The organism is Streptomyces sp. SL06 (assembly GCF_058244745.1).
Genome location: NZ_JBSYOT010000002.1, coordinates 6,609,900 through 6,625,796 on the forward strand (window position 1 = coordinate 6,609,900; position 15,897 = coordinate 6,625,796).

The window sequence follows — 15,897 nt, forward strand, 5'->3', positions numbered from 1 at the left end:
GTCCGACAGCCGGTGCGCGTCCGCGAAGCGGTCCCGGCGCGGCGGCCCGCGCGCGCTCAGCGCCGCAGGGCCGACGCCCAGTCCGCCGGGACCCGTCCCGCCGGTCCCGGTGTCGGCTGGTCCCCGGGGTGGCTGCCCGGCGGGGCCAGTTCGGGTCCGGGCTCCCGCACCTCGTCGCTCGCGTAGTCCCAGTACCAGTCCTCGCCCGGCTCGAAGCTCTGCACCACCGGATGCCCGGTGGCGCGGAAGTGGCCGCTCGCGTGCTGTCCGGGCGAGCTGTCGCAGCAGCCGACGTGGCCGCAGCTCGCGCAGCGCCGCAGATGGAACCACCAGCCGCCGGCCGCGTCGCACTCGGCGCAGCCGGTGCCGCTCGGCGGAACGGCGGGGTCGATTCCGGTGTCACTGGTCATGCCGGCTCCTCGGTCGGTTCGGGCACGGCGGCGGTGAGCGGAAGGAGCACCTGGAAACGGGTGTCGCCCGGCACGGACTCCACCTGGAGCGTGCCGTGGTGCTTGCCGACCACGATCCGCCAGGAGATGTCCAGACCGAGCCCGGTGCCCTCGCCCACCGGCTTGGTGGTGAAGAAGGGGTCGAAGACGCGCTCCCGGATCTCCGGGTCGACCCCGGTGCCGGTGTCGCGGAACTCCACCAGCAGCCGGTCGTGGTGGAGCGCGGTCCGCACGGTCAGCGTCCCCTCGCCGCCCGCGGCGTTCATCGCGGCGACCGCGTTGTCGATCAGGTTGGTCCACACCTGGTTCAGCTCCGCCGGGTACGCCGGGATCTCCGGCAGCGTACGGTCGTACTCCTTGACGACCTCGATCCGCGGGCCGATCTTCCCGGAGAGCATCAGCAGGGTGCTGTCGAGGAGTTCGTGGACGTCGACGGTCCGGTGGGAGGCGCGGTCGAGCTGCGTGTACTGCCTGGCCGCGTCCACCAGGTGCGAGATCCGGGCGGTGGAGTCCGCGATCTCGTTCATCAGCAGCTCGGTCTCGACCGTGTAGTTGAGCCAGCCGACGGCGCCCGGCAGGATCTCCTCGGCCACGGCCGCCGCGACCCGGTCGAGCCACTCGGTGTCGAGACCGGCCTGCACGAAGGTCGGGGCGAGCTGTCTGCCCTGCGCGATGCCGTGGTCCTCCAGCCAGTCGGTGAGGGCGTCCTCCCGGTCGGTGGCCTCCAGCGGGCTGAGCGAGGGCGCCTTGGCGACCCGTTCCGCCGTGCGCTCCTGCATCTCGACGAGCCCCGCGAGGGCCTCGCGGGAGAACGGCCCCTCGGTGATCACGGCCAGCTTGTGCCGCATCTTCGCCACCCGCTCCCGCAGCGCCGAGGTGGCGCGGACGGCGGCCGCGGCCGGGTTGTTCAGCTCGTGGGTGAGACCGGCCGACAGCGAGCCGAGCGCCAGCAGCCGCTCCCGCTGCCCGACGGCCCGCTGCATGTTCTTGGACCCGAAGAAGAGCCCCTCCAGCAGATGCACCGCCATCGGGAACCACTCCCGCACGACGGCCGAGAAGGTCTGCGCGGGCAGGACGAAGAACCGGGTCGGCTCGGTGACCCGCATCGAGTTGTTGTAGACCTGCGGCACCCGGTCACCGACGTACGCCTGCATCGCGCCCGCGTACACCCCGGGCTGCGAGGTGCGGCCGACCTCAACGTCGTCCCCGCCGACCCGGCGGGACAGCACGACGGTCCCCTCGATCATCACGTAGAAGCACGTCGCGTCCTCGCCCTCGGTGTACACCGGTCCGGGCTCGAACAGCTCCGCCCTGCCCTCGGCGCACAACCGCCCCAGCTGTTCGGGGGCCAGCTTCTCGAAGAGGAACAGCCGCCCGATCTCCTCGGGGGCGCACGGCATCGGCCGCCCGTTCACGACTGCTCCAGATAACGGTGGACGAGCAGCACGGCCATGGCTCCCTCTCCGACGGCGGACGCGACCCGTTTCGCGGACTCCGCGCGGGCGTCGCCCGCCACGAACACGCCCGGGACGCTGGTCTCCAGGTGGTACGGCGGCCGGTCCAGCTCCCAGTCGGCCGGCGGCCGTCCGTCGGGAGTGAGGTCGGGTCCGGCGAGGATGAAACCGCTCCCGTCCCGCAGCACCGTGCCGTCCAGCCAGTCGGTGTGCGGGGCCGCGCCGACGAACACGAACAGCCACTGCGCGTCGACCTCCTCGGTGCCACCGCTCGACGCGTCGCGCAGCGTCAGCCGCTCCAGGTGCCCGTCGCCGTGCGCGGCCTCGACGACCGTGCCGCAGCGCACCCGGATGTTGGAGGTCTGCTCGATCTGCTGGACCAGGTAGGACGACATCGACGCCGCCGGCGAGCCGCCGCGCACCAGCAGCGTCACCGACTTGGCGCCCCGGGCCAGGTACATCGCCGCCTGGCCGGCCGAGTTGGCGCCGCCGACGACGTACACGTCGTGGCCCTGGCAGGAGGCCGCCTCGGTCAGCGCGGAGCCGTAGAACACGCCGCGGCCGGTCAGGTCGTCCGTGCCGGGGGCCGGAAGCTGCCGGTAGGAGACGCCGGTGGCCAGGATCACGCTGTGCGCGCCGACCGCCGAGCCGTCGGAGAACCGCACGATCCGCGCCGCCCCGCCGGCATCGAGGCCGGTCACCTCGCGGGCCGTGATGATCTCGGCGCCGAACTTCGCCGCCTGCCGCCTGGCCCGCTCGGTGAGCTGGCCGCCGGACACGCCGTCGGGGAAGCCGAGGTAGTTCTCGATGCGGGAACTCTGCCCGGCCTGCCCGCCGGTCGCCGACCGCTCCACCAGCACCGTCCGCAGCCCCTCCGAGGCCCCGTACACGGCCGCGCCGAGCCCGGCCGGGCCGCCGCCGATCACCACCAGGTCGTAGAAGTCGGCCGTCGGCGTGGTCGCCAGGCCCACCCGTGCGGCCAGGTCGGGCGCCTCCGGCTCCACCAGCACGGTCCCGTCCGCGGTGATCACCACCGGCAGCCGCAGGCCGTCCTGCCCGGCCGCCGACAGCAGCCGCCGGCCCTCGGGCTCCTCGCTGGAGTACCAGCGGTAGGGCACCTGGTTGCGGGCCAGGAACTCGCGGACCTCCGAGGAGCGCGCCGACCAGCGGTGCCCGACGACCTTCGTGCTGGGCACCGGCCGGTGGTCGCCGGCGCGCCAGGCCTGGAGCAGGTCGTCCAGGACCGGGTAGAGCTTCTCCTCGGGCGGGTCCCACGGCTTGAGCAGATAGTGGTCCAGGTCGACGACGTTGATCGCGTCGATCGCCGCGTCGGTGTCCGCGTACGCCGTCAGCAGCACCCGCCGGGCGGCCGGGTACACGTCCAGGGCCAGCTCCAGGAACTCGATGCCGTTCATCCGCGGCATCCGGTAGTCGGCGAGGAGCACGGCCACCGGGTCGCCGCGCAGCTTCAGCTCGCGCAACGCCTGAAGGGCCGACTCACCGGACTCCGCGCGCACCACGCGGTACGTCGCGCCGTAACGCCGCCGCAGGTCGCGGGCGACGGCACGGGAGACCCCCGGGTCGTCGTCCACGGTCATGATGACGGTCCGTGTCGCCCCTTCGGCCTGTGCCATACGGCCCCCACGTCGAGCGGCCGGATTCACGGCCCGGCCTCCCCGTCACCGCACCGGCCTCACCACCATCGTATTCTCGCCCGTCCGGTCCCGCTCGGGCGCGCGGGCCGGACGGGCGGGATCCGGGGTGCGGCGGCGTTCACCCGCTCCCCGCCGCGAGGTCGTGCGGACGGCGTAGTGAAGACTGGCCCCCATGGACGTGACGGTGACACAGGGAGGGACCCGCATGACGCGCCCGATCGCGGCAGGGGTGGACGGTTCGCAGGAGAGCGTGGCCGCACTGGGCTGGGCGGCCAGGGAGGCGGTCCGCCGGGGAGTCCCGCTGCGTGTCGTGCAGGCCTGGCGGTTCCAGGCGCAGGACGTGGCGGGCGTGGCGGACCGGGACACGCAGGAGCGGTGGGTGCGGGAGTCGGTCGCCGAGGCGGTCCGGGCCGTCACCGAGCGGCACCCGGACCTCGCGCTGTCCACCGAGGTCCGCGAGGGCGACGCCGTCGCCGCGCTGCTCGCCGCCGCGGCCGACGCCGGGACGCTGGTGCTGGGTTCGCGCGGCCACGGCGCGGTCGTCGGCTTCCTGCTCGGGTCCGTCGGCCAGCAGGTGATCGCCGAGGCCGGCCGGCCGGTCGTCCTGGTGCGGGCCGGGGACGAGGCCGCCGCCGAGGCCGCCGGCCGCGAGGTCGTGGTCGGCCAGCAGGGCGAGCCCGAGGACAGCGCCGACGTGATCGGCTACGCCTTCGAGGCGGCCGCCGCGCGCGGCGCCACCGTGCGGGCCGTGCGGGCGTGGACCCTGCCGACGGTGTTCGCCTACAGCCCGGGGTCGATGCGGCTCGCCGACGAGGCCGGGGGTCTTGAGCAGTACGAGAGCAAGGCGCTCCGCGAGGCGCTCGGGCCGTGGCGCGAGCGTTTCCCCGACGTGCCGGTGATCGAGCACGTGGAGATGGGCAGCGCGGGGCAGGTGCTGCTGTCGGTGGCCGCGAACGCCCAGCTGATGGTCGTCGGCCGCCGTGTCCGCCGTACGGCCGTCGGCGCCCGGATCGGCTCCGTGGCGCACGGCGTACTGCACCACGCCGACTGCCCGGTGGCGGTGGTCCCGCACACCTGACGGCCGGTAACCCGCGCGCGGCTCGGGCCTCCGGTTCAGCCCGCCGTGGGCCGAAGGGTCTCCCGGGCCGCGGGCAGGATGTTCGTGAGGTAGTCCTCGACGGCCGTGTCCAGGCCGATGTCGTGCTGGGCCCGCTCGGACAGGTACCAGCGGTGCTCCAGCAGCTCGTGGTAGATCTCCGCCGGGTCCATCGAACCGCGCAGCTCCACCGGCACGGTGCGCACGGTGGGCCGGAAGACCTCGCGCACCCAGCGGTGGGCGAGGACCTCCGGGCGGGTGCCGAGCGGATCGCCCGGGGCGTGGTCGTCCTGGCCGGCCATCCAGCTCTCCAGGTCGTTGAGCAGCCGCCTGGCCTGGTTCTCCTCGGCGTCCAGGCCCGTCAGCCGCAGCAGTTGGCGCTGGTGGTGGCCGGCGTCGACGACCTTGGGCACGAAGGTGACCGTGTCCCCGTTGGAGGCGTGTCCGATCTGCATCTCGGCCACGTCGAAGCCGAGGTCGTTGAGGCGCCGTATCCGGCGTTCGATGTAGTGGTACTTGCCCGCCGGATAGACGGAGGTGCGGGTCAGCTCCTCCCACAGGCGCCGGTAGCGGGCGCAGATCTCGGTGCCGAAGTCCACCGGGTCGACGGACGGGTGCAGCGCCCCCGACGCCTCCAGGTCGAGCAGCTCGCCGCTGATGTTCACCCGGGCGAGGTCGAGGTCGTAGTCGCGCTGCCCGGGGCTGAGCCGGGGGTGCAGGTCGCCGGTCTCGGCGTCGACCAGATAGGCGGCGTAGGCGCCCGCGTCGCGCCTGAAGAGCGTGTTGGACAGCGAGCAGTCGCCCCAGGCGAACCCGGCCAGATGCAGCCGCACCAGCAGCACCGCCAGGGCGTCCATCAGCCGGTGCATGGTCGCCGGGCGCAGCGTCGTCTCGAACATCGACCGGTACGGCAGCGAGCCGCCCAGATGCCGGGTGACGAGCACCGGCTCCAGTGCCTCCCCCGCGGTGCCGGCGCGGCCGGTGACCACGGCCAGCGCGTCCACCGCCGGGATGGCGAGCCGGTCCAGGTCGCGCAGCAGTTGGTACTCGCGCAGCGCGGGCCGTTCGGCCAGCTCCTTGACGGCGATCACCTCGTCCCCGGCCCGCGCGTAGCGGACGACGTGCCGGGAGATGCCGCGCGGCAGGGGCACGAGGTACTCCTCGGGCCATTGCTCCAGGGGCAGTTGCCAGGGCAGTTCGAGCAGGAGCGCGGGGTGCTCCGGGTTGGTGGCGCTGATCTGCAAGGCCATGTCCCGACTTTAGAACGCCCGTTCCCCGGCCTGTGCCGCGGCGGCCTTCACCGGGCCGCGGTGGACGGGGCCGTGCCCGGGGAGCAGGATGTCGGCGTCCAGCTCGGCGAGGACGCCGAGGGAGGCGACGGTGCGCTTGCGGTCGTGGTGGAACATGCCGGGCAGCAGTTGCGGACCCTCGGTGCGGGAGACGGCGTGCCCGGTCACCAGCGCGTCGCCGGAGATCACCGCCCCGGTGGCGGGGAGGTGGTAGGCACAGTGTCCGTCGGTGTGCCCGGGGGTGTGCACCGGTACGGGCCGGCCGGGCAGGTCGAGCGCGCCCTCCGCCGGGAAGGGCGCGGGCGCGGCCACCGGGTGCCGCTGTGTGCCGCCGGAGCGGAGCACGTACGCCGTCCACGGCAGCACGCCCGGCCGCCAGGCGTTGCGCAGCACCGTGCCGACCGACACCTGTTGGAGGAAGTCCCGCCGGGCATGGGGTACTTCGGCCTCGTGGAGGAGGACCGGGGTGCCGTGGGCGGCGCGCAGGTACTCGGCCGATCCCAGGTGGTCGTTGTGGGCGTGGGTGATCAGCACGGCCACCACCGCCTCCGGTGAGGCGCCCACCTCCGTGAGCGAGGCGAGGAGCTGTTCGCGGTCGCCCGGGTACCCGGTGTCGACCAGCGTGACGGCGTCCCCCTCCGTGAGGATCACCCAGTTGGTGTGGGAGCCCCGCACCAGATGGGTGCCGTCCCCGACGTGCCGCACCTGTGCCCGCATCCTCGCCTCGCGCTCTGCTCGTCCCGGTCCGCCGTCACCAGGAAAGCAGGTCGGGAGGGCGGTTGAAAGCAGCGCTCCCGCTCCCGACGGGTCCCGGGCGGGCCGGAGGGAGGGCTCAGCGCACGCCGTGCGGGCGGAACTGGACGCTGACGCGGGGGCCCGCGGCGCGGGCGGACTTGGGGACGCAGTGCTCCCAGGTGCGCTGGCAGGAGCCGCCCATCACGATCAGGTCGCCGTGGCCCAGCGGGCGGCGCACGGTGTCGCCGCCGCCCACCGGGCGCAGCAGCAGGTCCCGGGGCGCGCCGACCGAGAGGATGGCGACCATCGTGTCCTGGCGTGCGCCCCGGCCGGTCCGGTCGCCGTGCCAGGCGACGCTGTCCCGGCCGTCCCGGTAGTGGCAGAGCCCGGCCGTGGTGAACGGCTCGCCCAGCTCCTCGGCGTAGTGCGCGGACAGGGCGTCGCGGGCCTCGGCCAGCAGCGGGTGCGGCAGCGGGTCGCCCGCGCCGTAGAACGCGAGCAGCCGGGGTACGTCGACGACCTGGTCGTACATGGCACGCCGCTCCGCGCGCCACGGGACCTCGGCGGCCAGTCGTTCGAACAGCGCGTCGGCGCCGCTCAGCCACCCGGGGAGCAGGTCGATCCAGGCGCCGGGGCCCAGGTGGGTGCGGCGCAGTCCGCCGAGGGGGCCGAGCCGGGCCTCGTCGCTCTGGTCGAAGAGTGAGCCCTGGAGGTGCGTGGTCATGTGACCAGCGTACCCCTTATTCGAGAATCTGTTCTAAGGGGAGGGATCCGGCCGCGGTCCGGGGTCTTCGGATACGTCGGTGTATCCGATACATTCATGTATCGAACCGAGGGAGGGCCGGCGCATGGCGGTGAGGGCGACGACCGGGCGCGTGACCAGGCGGCGCGTGCGCACCCGCGCGAACCTCCTGGACGCCGCGTTCACGGTGTTCGCCGCCAAGGGCTTCGGCCGGGTGTCGATCGAGGAGGTCTGCGAGGCGGCCGGCTACAGCCGGGGCGCCTTCTACTCGAACTTCGACAGCCTCGACGAGCTGTTCTTCGCCCTCTACCGGGAACGCGCCGACCTGATCGCGGAGCAGGTGTCCGGTGCCCTCGCGCCGGACGGGCCGGACCTGGACGTACCCGCCGCCGTGGACCGCGTCACCGAGGTGCTGCTGCTGGACCGGGACTGGCTCCTGGTGAAGACGGACTTCCTGGTGCACGCCGCCCGCGACCCGGACGTGGCACGGACACTGCTGGAGCACCGGGCGCGGCTCAGACGCGCGATCGCCGACCGGCTCGCCCGGGTGCGCGGACATGTGCCCGCCGTGCCGGGCGGCACCGACGGCGCCGCGCACGCCGTGGTCGCCGCGTACGACGGAGTCACCACCCAGTTGCTCCTCGACCGGGACGTGGAGCACGCCCGCGCCTGGCTGGGCCGACTGCTGACCGCGCTGCTCACCGAGGGCCGCACGGCCTCGTGAACACCCCATGACACGGAACAGGAAAGGACGGTCGCCATGGATGCCAACGTCATCGTGGTCGGAGCGGGCCTGGCGGGCCTGGTCGCCGCGCACGAACTGACCAGCCGGGGAAGGAGGGTGGCCCTCGTCGACCAGGAGAACGCGGCCAACCTCGGCGGGCAGGCCTTCTGGTCCTTCGGCGGCCTCTTCCTCGTCGGCTCCCCGGAGCAGCGCAGGCTCGGCGTCAAGGACTCCTTCGACCTGGCCTGGAACGACTGGCAGGGCAGTGCGGGCTTCGACCGCACGGACGACGAGGACTCCTGGGCGGTGCGCTGGGCCCGCGCGTACGTCGAGTGGGCGGCGGGGGAGAAGCGGTCCTGGCTCGCCGGACACGGCATCACCTTCCTGCCCACCGTCGGCTGGGCCGAGCGCGGCGACCTGCGGGCGGACGGGCACGGCAACTCCGTGCCCCGCTTCCACATCGCCTGGGGCACCGGCACGGGCGTCGTCGAACCCTTCGTGCGCCACGCGAAGCAGGCCGTGCGCGACGGGCTGCTCACCTTCCACCACCGCCACCGCGTCGACCACCTCGTCGTCGAGGGCGGCGGCGCGCGCGGCGTACGCGGCACGGTCCTCGCCGAGGACACCTCACCCCGGGGCGTCGCCTCCAACCGCGACGCGATCGGCGAGTTCGAACTCACCGCGCAGGCCGTGATAGTCACCTCCGGCGGCATCGGCGCCGACCACGACATCGTCCGCCGCCACTGGCCCGAGCGCCTCGGCACCCCGCCCGCCGAGATGGTCACCGGCGTACCCGCCTACGTCGACGGCCGGATGCTCGACATCAGCGCGCGGGCGGGCGCGCGCCTGGTCAACCGCGACCGGATGTGGCACTACACCGAGGGCGTGCGCAACTGGGACCCGATCTGGCCCGGCCACGGCATCCGCATCCTGCCCGGCCCGTCCTCGCTGTGGTTCGACGCCCTCGGCCGCCGGCTGCCCGAACCCTGCCTGCCGGGCTACGACACCCTCGGCACCCTGCGGCATCTGCGCACCGCGGAAGACCTCGCGGAGCACGACCACTCCTGGTTCATCCTCACCCAGAAGATCATCGAGAAGGAGTTCGCGCTCTCCGGCTCCGAGCAGAACCCCGACATCACCGCCAAGGACCGCGCCGGATTCCGGCGCGAACGCCTCCTCGGCAAGGGCGCCCCGGGCCCGGTGGACGCCTTCCTGCGCCAGGGCGCCGACTTCGTGACCGCGCCGAATCTGGAGCAACTGGTCGACAAAATGAACCAGTTGACCGACAAGCCGCTGCTGGACGCCGCGGTGATCCGACGCCAGGTGGAGGCCCGCGACCTCCAGATGGCCAACCCGTACGCCAAGGACGCCCAGGTCCAGGGCATCCGCAACGCCCGCCGCTACATCGGCGACCGCCTCGGCCGGGTCGCGACCCCGCACCGCCTCCTCGACCCGGCGGCCGGCCCGCTCATCGGCGTCAAGCTGCACATCCTCACCCGCAAGACCCTCGGCGGCATCCAGACCGACCTGGACTCCCGCGCCCTGGGCGCCGACGGCACACCCGTCGAGGGCCTGTACGCGGCCGGCGAGGTGGCCGGCTTCGGCGGCGGCGGGGTGCACGGCTACAACGCGCTTGAGGGCACCTTCCTCGGCGGCTGCCTGTTCTCCGGGCGGGCGGCGGGCCGGGCCGCGGCGCGACAGAGTGCCTGACCTCCGCCGGTCCGGGCGGGCGTACGAGGGTCAGCCCGACCTCCTGCGCACGGCCTCGCGCCGCTTGAGCGCCCGGCGTTCCAACTCGTCGGTCCCGCCCCAGATCCCGATGGACTGCCCGGTGCCGAGCGCCCATCGCAGACATTGCTCCTGGACCGGACAGCGCCGGCAGACCGCTTTCGCCTGCTCGGTCTGCACAGCGGCCGGGCCGGTGCTGCCGATCGGGAAGAACAGGTCGGGGTCCTCCGAGCGGCACGCGGCATGCTCTCGCCAGTTGTCCATCAAAGTCACCTGCGATCGGTATGGTTCGCGCCTTCGCGCATGGCCTGTTCCGTTGCGGGTGACCTGTCGGCGTCGGGGCGAAACCGGAGTTGGGCGCACAACGCCGCGTCAGCGTCCAAGTGCCCGCGCGGCGCAGGCCATTACCGCGTCGGCCACCGTCGCGAGGGCAGGGGAGTCGAGCTTCCACTGCTGCCAGTACAGCGGGACGTCCACCGCGAGGTCCGGGGCGAAGCCGACGAGCCGGCCGGTGCGCAGCAGGGGATCCGCCTGCGGCTGAGGCACCATGCCCCAGCCCAGGCCGGCGGCGACGGCCTCGACGAAGCCCTCCGAGGTCGGCACGTAGTGGCGCGCGGCACTCGCGCCGGCGTGCCCGAGCCGGCGGGCGAAGCCGTCCTGGAAGTCGTCCCGCCGGTCGAAGACCACCACGGGCGCGTCGGCGATCACCTCGGGCGGCGGCCCGTCCAGATGCCGTGCCGCGAACCCCGGGGCGGCGCACGGCAGATAGCGCATCCGGCCCAGGGCCCGGACCGTGCACCCCGGCACCGGCTCGGGCGACAACGTCACCGCCGCCATCACCGCGCCCTCCCGCAGCAGCGCGGCCGTGTGGCTCTCGTCCTCGCGGCGCAGTTCGAAGCAGAGCCCGGGGTCCCCGGACAGGCCCGTGAGGGCGGGCAGGAACCAGGTCGCCAGCGAGTCCGCGTTCACCGCCACCGACACCCGGGTCGGCTCGCCCGCTCCGCGCAGCCCCAACTCCGCCGAGGCGTCCCGCTCCAGCCGCGCCACCTGGCGGGCCAGCCGCACCAGGACCGCGCCGGAATCGGTCGCCCGCACCGGTTTGGTGCGCAGCAGCAGCACCCGGCCGGTGCGCTGCTCCAGCGCCTTCACCCGCTGGCTGACCGCGGACGGCGTCACATGCAGCGCGGCGGCGGCCGCGTCGAACGTGCCCTCGTCCACCACGGCCAGCAGGGTGCGCACCTGGTCCAGGGGAAGGTCCGCGAACGCCGCCGGAGTTCCCCCGCCCCCGTCTCTCTCCGGTCCCATCACAATCGCTAATGATACGTAAGAATCTTTAGCTGTACGTGCTGTGATCGTCCGCCTAGCGTCAAGGGCGTGAACAACGCCCTCACCGCCGCGGCCGCGGGCTTCGGCACCGGCCTCTCGCTCATCGTGGCCATCGGCGCCCAGAACGCCTTCGTGCTGCGCCAGGGGATCCGCCGCGACGCGGTCCTCGCCGTGGTGGGCATCTGCGCCCTGTCCGACGCCGTACTCATCGCGCTGGGCGTCGGCGGGGTCGGCGCGGTGGTGGTGGCCTGGCCGGGCGCGCTGACCGCGGTCGGCTGGATCGGCGGTGCCTTCCTGCTGTGCTACGGCGCCCTCGCCGCCCGGCGTGTGCTCCGGCCGTCCGGGGTGCTGCGGGCCGACGGCGACACCGCGGGCTCGCGCCGGCGGGCGGTCCTCACCTGCCTCGCCCTGACCTGGCTCAACCCGCACGTCTACCTCGACACCGTGCTCCTGCTCGGCTCGGTCGCCGCCGACCGCGGCCCGCTGCGCTGGACCTTCGGCCTGGGGGCCGCGGTCGCGAGCCTGTGCTGGTTCGCCGCGCTCGGCTTCGGCGCCCGCCACCTCGGCCGCCTCCTGGCCCGGCCCGCGGCCTGGCGATTTCTGGACGGCCTGGTCGCCGCCACCATGATCGTCCTCGGCGTCCTGCTCGTCGCCCGAGCCTGACCGGGACACGCGATGGCCCGACGCCCGAACGCGGCTGCGATAGTGATCCCGCAATCGAAAGATGTATCGAGCATGTAGGAAGCGCGTGGACACGAGCGAGAGCAGCGGCGAGAGCGGCACCGAATCCGAGGCGAAGGGCCCCGCCCCGGGCACGCCCGAGCGCCGCGGGTGGCGCCGCTGGGCCATGGACACCCGCCCCCTGCGCCGCCCGGCGTACCGCAGACTGTGGTCCTCGACCATCGTCACGGCCGTCGGCAGCCAGCTCACCGCGGTCGCCGTGCCCAAGCAGATCTACGACATCACCGGCTCCTCGGCCTGGGTCGGCGCCGCGAGCCTGGCGGGCCTGCTGCCGCTGATCGTGTTCGCGCTGTGGGGCGGCGCGGTGGCCGACACCATGGACCGCCGCAAGCTGCTGCTGATCACCAACACCGGCATCGCCGTGACCTCGCTGCTCTTCTGGATACAGGCGGTCACCGGTCTGGAGTCGGTGGCCGTCCTGATGCTGCTGCTCGCTCTGCAACAGGCCTTCTGGGGACTGAACGCCCCGGCCCGCAACGCCTCCATCGCCCGCCTGGTGCCCGGGGACGAACTGCCCGCCGCGAACGCCCTCGGCTCGACCGTGATGCAGACCGGACAGGTGGTCGGACCGCTGCTCGCCGGTGCGCTCATCCCGGTGATCGGGCTGCCCGAGCTGTACCTGATCGACGCCCTCGCCCTGTGCGTCACCGTGTGGGCGGTCTACAAGCTGCCCGCGCTTCCGCCGCTGGCGGGCACGGCGGTCCGGCGCGCGGGCCTGCGCGAGGTCGTGGCCGGCTTCCGCTACATCGCCGGCCACAAGGTGCTGCTGCTGTCCTTCCTGGCCGACATCGTGGCCATGGTCTTCGGCATGCCCCGCGCCCTGTTCCCGCAACTCGCCGCCGAGACCTACGCCCCCTACGGCGAGGGACTCGCCCTCGGCCTGCTCTTCGCGGCGATCCCCATCGGCGCGGTGATCGGCGGGCTGTTCTCCGGGACCTTCTCCCGGGCGCGCCGGCACGGGTGGATGGTGATCGGCTCCGTCGTCGTCTGGGGCGCCGCCATCGCCGGCTTCGGGCTGAGCGGCAGCCTGTGGTTCGCGGTGGCGTTCCTGGCCCTGGCCGGCATCGCCGACATGGTCTCCATGGTGTTCCGCGGGGCGATCCTGCTGTCCGCCGCGACCGACGAGATGCGCGGGCGCATGCAGGGCGTGTTCACCGTCGTCGTGGCGGGCGGCCCGCGGCTGGCCGACGTCCTGCACGGCGGCGCGGGCTCCGTCTTCGGCGCGCGGGAGGCGGTGACCGGCGGCGGAGTGCTCGTCGTGGTGGTGATGCTGGCCCTGGCGGCCGCGATACCGGCCCTGCGCCGCTACCGCGTCTGACCGGGGCCCGTCGGCACCCGGTCACCTGATCACCCGGTCACAGGGAGCCGCCCCCGTGCAGCGCGTAGTGCTCCATGAGCTTGCCCCTGGTGGTCTCCAGCCGGTGCGCGAGGATCTCGGCGACCGACCGCACCAGGACGATGCCCAGCCGGGGATCCTCCTCGCACAGGACGAGCACCGAGGCCGCGTCGAACTCGTAGGCGCGCACGGGACTGAACGCCTCGGCGCCGAAGTCCCACTCGTAGGGCGGGAAGAGCCAGGACCAGCCGAGCAGGTCGCCCACGCCGAGGCCGGCGACCGTGACCCGGCGCAGGGGCGTCACCTGCTGGGTCAGGGAGACCGCGCCGGAGTGGATGACCCAGAAGCGGTCGGCCCTGTCCCCCGCCTCGAAGATCCGGGTGTCCTCCGGGAAGGAGACCTCCCGGGCGAGGGCGATCAGCCGCTCGCGCTGGGGGTGGGGGAGGGCGGTGAGCAGTTTGATCGCTTTGGTCATGACACGGGACTCCTCGCCGGCGATTGGGTTCCGGGGCTTTCCCTATGCCCATTTCAGTCGTTGTCGGCGCCCTGGGCACCTCGGCGGCCGGGGGATCCGGCACGGAATCCGTGCCGGATCCGGACCATCTCCGGGCGTCCCGGTCCCCGGGTGAGCCGGTCGTCCGGTGCGGGCGGTGGTCGGGCCGGGCCGGGTTGCCGGTCGGGCGGCCGGCGGTGCGCCGCGCCGCCCGTCACTGCGCGGTCCGGCCCGGGTACAGCACCTCGTCCAGCACCCGCAGGACGGTCTCGTACGCGATGGTCCGCACGGCGGCCTCCCGGGAGGCCTCCGGGTCGGTCGGCCGCAGCTCCTCGCTCCGGGACTGCCAGGCCCGCTTCTCCTCCAGCGCGCAGGCCCTCGCGCGGTGCATGCGGCGCAGCAGTTCGTCCGAGTCCACAACATCCGTCATGTACTCCACGTACCCCTTCTCGGCGCCCGGAATGAGCGTTGGGCCACACGGAGTGCCGGAGGTTTGGGTCCACGGGCAGAGGTCAGCCGACAGTAACGGGGTCGCACGGCGCGTACACGTCGTGGGGCCGGCCGGATCTCACCGACCAGGGAGTGACGGATGCGTGACAGGCACACCACCGAACCCGTCGTCGAGCAGTACGGTACGGACCGGCACCGGCGGTACCGGCCGCGCAGGCCCGCCGAGGCGCGCCGGGTCGTCGAACGCGTCGTCAGCGAGTGCCGGAACGCCTACGGCCACGCCACGTGCGACGCGGGCGCCCTGTCGGACGTGGTACTCGTCGCCTCGGAGCTGACCACCAACGCGATCCTGCACGGGGGCGGCATCACCGACTTCCAGGTCAACGTCGTGGGGCTCGGGGTGCGCCTGTCGGTGTCCGACCGCAGCCACGACCTGCCGGTGGCCGTGCCGGCCACCGACCACCACAACCGTCGCCGCCTGGGCGGCCGGGGCTGGCCGATCGTCTGCCGGCTGGCCCGGGACGTACGCGTGGCAGACCTTCCCTCGGGTGGCAAGTGCATCACCGTCGTCGTTCCGCTGTTCTGAGTACTTTTCGAAAAGCGGAGTTTGTTCCACCGGGGCGGGGGCAGTCGCAGGTTCGTGCTTCGGACCGGAGGCGCAGCAGCGGGAGCGGTACGACTGCTCCGGCCCTCCGGGCTGGTCCCGGGGTGGTCCGGAGAGCGCCGTTCCCGCGGAGAGTCCCCCTGAGACCACCGTTCAGGAGCGAGTCCGCATGCTCATTGAAACGCCCACCATCCGTCCCGGTACACCCGAGTCCGCCCGTCCCCCCGAGTCCGCCCACACCTCCGCCGCTCCCGCCCGCCACCGCCACGACGACGCCCCCGACACCATGGCGCTCTTCGGCCGGCTCGTGGGGCTGGCGGACGGACCGGAACGAGAGGCCCTCCGCGACGAACTCGTCACGGTCTGGCTGCCCATGGCCCACCGGATCGCCGGACGGTTCCGGGACCGCGGCGAGTCCATCGAGGACCTGCGCCAGGTCGCCGCGCTCGGCCTGGTGAAGGCCATCGACCGCTTCGACCCGGAGCGGGGAGCCTTCGAGAGCTACGCCGTGCCCACGATCACCGGTGAGGTCAAGCGGCACTTCCGCGACCGGATGTGGGCGCTCAGGGTGCCCCGCCGGGTCCAGGAGCTGCGCAACAAGGTGCGCGTGGCGCGGCGCGAACTCACCCAGAGCCCGGGTAGCTCCGAGCCCTCGGTGGCCGCCCTGGCCGCCCACACCGGACTGACCGAGGACGAGGTCGGCGCGGGCATGGAGGCGCTGGAGAGCTTCAGCACCCTCTCGCTCGACGCCGAGCTGTCGACCGGCGACGACGGCTACAGTCTCGCCGACACCCTCGGCGCGGCGGACACCTCGTACGACACCGTGATCGACCGCGAGTCCGCCAAGGAGGGCCTGCGCAGGCTGCCCGAGCGCGAGCGGGCCATCCTGTACATGCGCTTCTTCGAGGACATGACCCAGAGCCGGATAGCCGATCGCCTCGGCATCTCGCAGATGCACGTCTCGCGGCTGATCAGCCGCAGCTGCGCCCGCGTGCGCGACGAGGCGATGGGACAGCGGGCCGGCCGCACCGGACGCGCCGGCCGACCGGCGCGGACCTGATGGACGTCACCGGGG

General features: G+C 73.4%; 17 protein-coding genes. 7 read left to right on the forward strand and 10 right to left on the reverse strand.

The genetic code is table 11. The features are described 5' to 3' along the window. Positions 1–56: 56 nt before the first annotated feature. The 3 genes from AC4IHM_RS30355 to AC4IHM_RS30365 are packed head-to-tail and all read right to left on the reverse strand — an operon-like array spanning position 57 to position 3,537. The gene (locus tag AC4IHM_RS30355; protein ID WP_490870160.1) at positions 57–410 is read right to left on the reverse strand and encodes a UBP-type zinc finger domain-containing protein; all 354 of its coding nucleotides are present in this window, start codon (positions 408–410) and stop codon (positions 57–59) included. Then, positions 407–1,864 carry an ATP-binding protein gene (locus AC4IHM_RS30360; protein WP_490870161.1) on the reverse strand — a complete coding sequence of 486 codons (1,458 nt, stop codon included), beginning with the start codon at positions 1,862–1,864 and terminating at the stop codon, positions 407–409. Before AC4IHM_RS30360 ends, AC4IHM_RS30355 begins: the two co-directional genes overlap by 4 nt. Then, a complete protein-coding gene (locus tag AC4IHM_RS30365; protein WP_490870162.1) occupies positions 1,861–3,537 on the reverse strand; it encodes an NAD(P)/FAD-dependent oxidoreductase in 1,677 nt (558 codons plus the stop codon). Before AC4IHM_RS30365 ends, AC4IHM_RS30360 begins: the two co-directional genes overlap by 4 nt. A 226-nt stretch (positions 3,538–3,763) precedes the next feature. On the opposite strand from AC4IHM_RS30365, the gene AC4IHM_RS30370 reads away from it, so the two are divergent. Continuing rightward, complete coding sequence (locus AC4IHM_RS30370) at positions 3,764–4,636, forward strand: universal stress protein (protein ID WP_490870163.1); 873 nt, start codon at positions 3,764–3,766, stop codon at positions 4,634–4,636. 35 nt (positions 4,637–4,671) lie between these two features. Here the strand turns inward: AC4IHM_RS30370 and AC4IHM_RS30375 are convergent, their stop codons facing one another. The 3 genes from AC4IHM_RS30375 to AC4IHM_RS30385 all read right to left on the reverse strand — a co-directional run bounded on the left by AC4IHM_RS30375 (position 4,672) and on the right by AC4IHM_RS30385 (position 7,402). Next, positions 4,672–5,904: a DUF4032 domain-containing protein gene (locus AC4IHM_RS30375; RefSeq protein WP_490870164.1), complete on the reverse strand. Its 1,233-nt coding sequence runs from the start codon at positions 5,902–5,904 to the stop codon at positions 4,672–4,674. A 9-nt stretch (positions 5,905–5,913) separates the two neighbouring features. Beyond that, positions 5,914–6,660 (reverse strand): MBL fold metallo-hydrolase, encoded by a 747-nt coding sequence (locus AC4IHM_RS30380; protein ID WP_490870165.1) that lies wholly within the window; start codon positions 6,658–6,660, stop codon positions 5,914–5,916. Positions 6,661–6,775: 115 nt separating this feature from the next. Beyond that, positions 6,776–7,402: an alpha-ketoglutarate-dependent dioxygenase AlkB gene (locus AC4IHM_RS30385; RefSeq protein WP_490870166.1), complete on the reverse strand. Its 627-nt coding sequence runs from the start codon at positions 7,400–7,402 to the stop codon at positions 6,776–6,778. A 124-nt stretch (positions 7,403–7,526) separates the two neighbouring features. Between AC4IHM_RS30385 and AC4IHM_RS30390 the strand changes: the two genes are divergently transcribed. Continuing rightward, positions 7,527–8,144, forward strand: coding sequence for a TetR/AcrR family transcriptional regulator (locus AC4IHM_RS30390; RefSeq protein WP_490870167.1), 618 nt, complete (start codon positions 7,527–7,529; stop codon positions 8,142–8,144). A gap of 36 nt (positions 8,145–8,180) precedes the next feature. Then, positions 8,181–9,854, forward strand: coding sequence for an FAD-binding dehydrogenase (locus AC4IHM_RS30395; RefSeq protein ID WP_490870168.1), 1,674 nt, complete (start codon positions 8,181–8,183; stop codon positions 9,852–9,854). Positions 9,855–9,884: 30 nt separating this feature from the next. On the opposite strand, the gene AC4IHM_RS30400 is transcribed toward AC4IHM_RS30395, so the two are convergent. Then, positions 9,885–10,136 carry a WhiB family transcriptional regulator gene (locus AC4IHM_RS30400; RefSeq protein ID WP_490870169.1) on the reverse strand — a complete coding sequence of 84 codons (252 nt, stop codon included), beginning with the start codon at positions 10,134–10,136 and terminating at the stop codon, positions 9,885–9,887. 108 nt (positions 10,137–10,244) lie between these two features. Continuing rightward, on the reverse strand, positions 10,245–11,177 hold the full coding sequence (locus tag AC4IHM_RS30405) for a LysR family transcriptional regulator ArgP (RefSeq protein WP_490870170.1): 933 nt from the start codon (positions 11,175–11,177) through the stop codon (positions 10,245–10,247). 69 nt (positions 11,178–11,246) lie between these two features. Between AC4IHM_RS30405 and AC4IHM_RS30410 the strand changes: the two genes are divergently transcribed. Beyond that, positions 11,247–11,861 carry a LysE/ArgO family amino acid transporter gene (locus tag AC4IHM_RS30410; protein WP_490870171.1) on the forward strand — a complete coding sequence of 205 codons (615 nt, stop codon included), beginning with the start codon at positions 11,247–11,249 and terminating at the stop codon, positions 11,859–11,861. Between the two features lie 85 nt (positions 11,862–11,946). Beyond that, a complete protein-coding gene (locus AC4IHM_RS30415) occupies positions 11,947–13,257 on the forward strand; it encodes an MFS transporter (protein WP_490870172.1) in 1,311 nt (436 codons plus the stop codon). Positions 13,258–13,294: 37 nt separating this feature from the next. Here AC4IHM_RS30415 and AC4IHM_RS30420 read toward each other — a convergent pair whose 3' ends face one another. Together AC4IHM_RS30420 and AC4IHM_RS30425 are read right to left on the reverse strand one after the other, a co-directional pair. Beyond that, complete coding sequence (locus AC4IHM_RS30420) at positions 13,295–13,750, reverse strand: Crp/Fnr family transcriptional regulator (protein ID WP_490870173.1); 456 nt, start codon at positions 13,748–13,750, stop codon at positions 13,295–13,297. Between the two features lie 232 nt (positions 13,751–13,982). Then, positions 13,983–14,198 carry a hypothetical protein gene (locus AC4IHM_RS30425; RefSeq protein WP_490870174.1) on the reverse strand — a complete coding sequence of 72 codons (216 nt, stop codon included), beginning with the start codon at positions 14,196–14,198 and terminating at the stop codon, positions 13,983–13,985. A gap of 159 nt (positions 14,199–14,357) precedes the next feature. Between AC4IHM_RS30425 and AC4IHM_RS30430 the strand changes: the two genes are divergently transcribed. Both AC4IHM_RS30430 and AC4IHM_RS30435 read left to right on the forward strand, forming a co-directional pair. Further along, on the forward strand, positions 14,358–14,804 hold the full coding sequence (locus tag AC4IHM_RS30430) for an ATP-binding protein (RefSeq protein ID WP_490870175.1): 447 nt from the start codon (positions 14,358–14,360) through the stop codon (positions 14,802–14,804). Positions 14,805–14,991: 187 nt separating this feature from the next. After that, the gene (locus AC4IHM_RS30435) at positions 14,992–15,882 is read left to right on the forward strand and encodes a SigB/SigF/SigG family RNA polymerase sigma factor (RefSeq protein ID WP_490870176.1); all 891 of its coding nucleotides are present in this window, start codon (positions 14,992–14,994) and stop codon (positions 15,880–15,882) included. Positions 15,883–15,897: the final 15 nt, after the last annotated feature.

What these genes read in the sequence shown, in the direction of transcription:
- AC4IHM_RS30355 (WP_490870160.1), bottom strand. Translation starts at nt 410, where the DNA reads ATGACCAGTGACACCGGAATCGACCCCGCCGTTCCGCCGAGCGGCACC.
- AC4IHM_RS30365 (WP_490870162.1), bottom strand. Translation starts at nt 3,537, where the DNA reads ATGGCACAGGCCGAAGGGGCGACACGGACCGTCATCATGACCGTGGAC.
- AC4IHM_RS30370 (WP_490870163.1), top strand. Translation starts at nt 3,764, where the DNA reads ATGACGCGCCCGATCGCGGCAGGGGTGGACGGTTCGCAGGAGAGCGTG.
- AC4IHM_RS30375 (WP_490870164.1), bottom strand. Translation starts at nt 5,904, where the DNA reads ATGGCCTTGCAGATCAGCGCCACCAACCCGGAGCACCCCGCGCTCCTG.
- AC4IHM_RS30380 (WP_490870165.1), bottom strand. Translation starts at nt 6,660, where the DNA reads ATGCGGGCACAGGTGCGGCACGTCGGGGACGGCACCCATCTGGTGCGG.
- AC4IHM_RS30385 (WP_490870166.1), bottom strand. Translation starts at nt 7,402, where the DNA reads ATGACCACGCACCTCCAGGGCTCACTCTTCGACCAGAGCGACGAGGCC.
- AC4IHM_RS30390 (WP_490870167.1), top strand. Translation starts at nt 7,527, where the DNA reads ATGGCGGTGAGGGCGACGACCGGGCGCGTGACCAGGCGGCGCGTGCGC.
- AC4IHM_RS30395 (WP_490870168.1), top strand. Translation starts at nt 8,181, where the DNA reads ATGGATGCCAACGTCATCGTGGTCGGAGCGGGCCTGGCGGGCCTGGTC.
- AC4IHM_RS30400 (WP_490870169.1), bottom strand. Translation starts at nt 10,136, where the DNA reads ATGGACAACTGGCGAGAGCATGCCGCGTGCCGCTCGGAGGACCCCGAC.
- AC4IHM_RS30405 (WP_490870170.1), bottom strand. Translation starts at nt 11,177, where the DNA reads ATGGGACCGGAGAGAGACGGGGGCGGGGGAACTCCGGCGGCGTTCGCG.
- AC4IHM_RS30420 (WP_490870173.1), bottom strand. Translation starts at nt 13,750, where the DNA reads ATGACCAAAGCGATCAAACTGCTCACCGCCCTCCCCCACCCCCAGCGC.
- AC4IHM_RS30425 (WP_490870174.1), bottom strand. Translation starts at nt 14,198, where the DNA reads ATGACGGATGTTGTGGACTCGGACGAACTGCTGCGCCGCATGCACCGC.
- AC4IHM_RS30430 (WP_490870175.1), top strand. Translation starts at nt 14,358, where the DNA reads ATGCGTGACAGGCACACCACCGAACCCGTCGTCGAGCAGTACGGTACG.
- AC4IHM_RS30435 (WP_490870176.1), top strand. Translation starts at nt 14,992, where the DNA reads ATGCTCATTGAAACGCCCACCATCCGTCCCGGTACACCCGAGTCCGCC.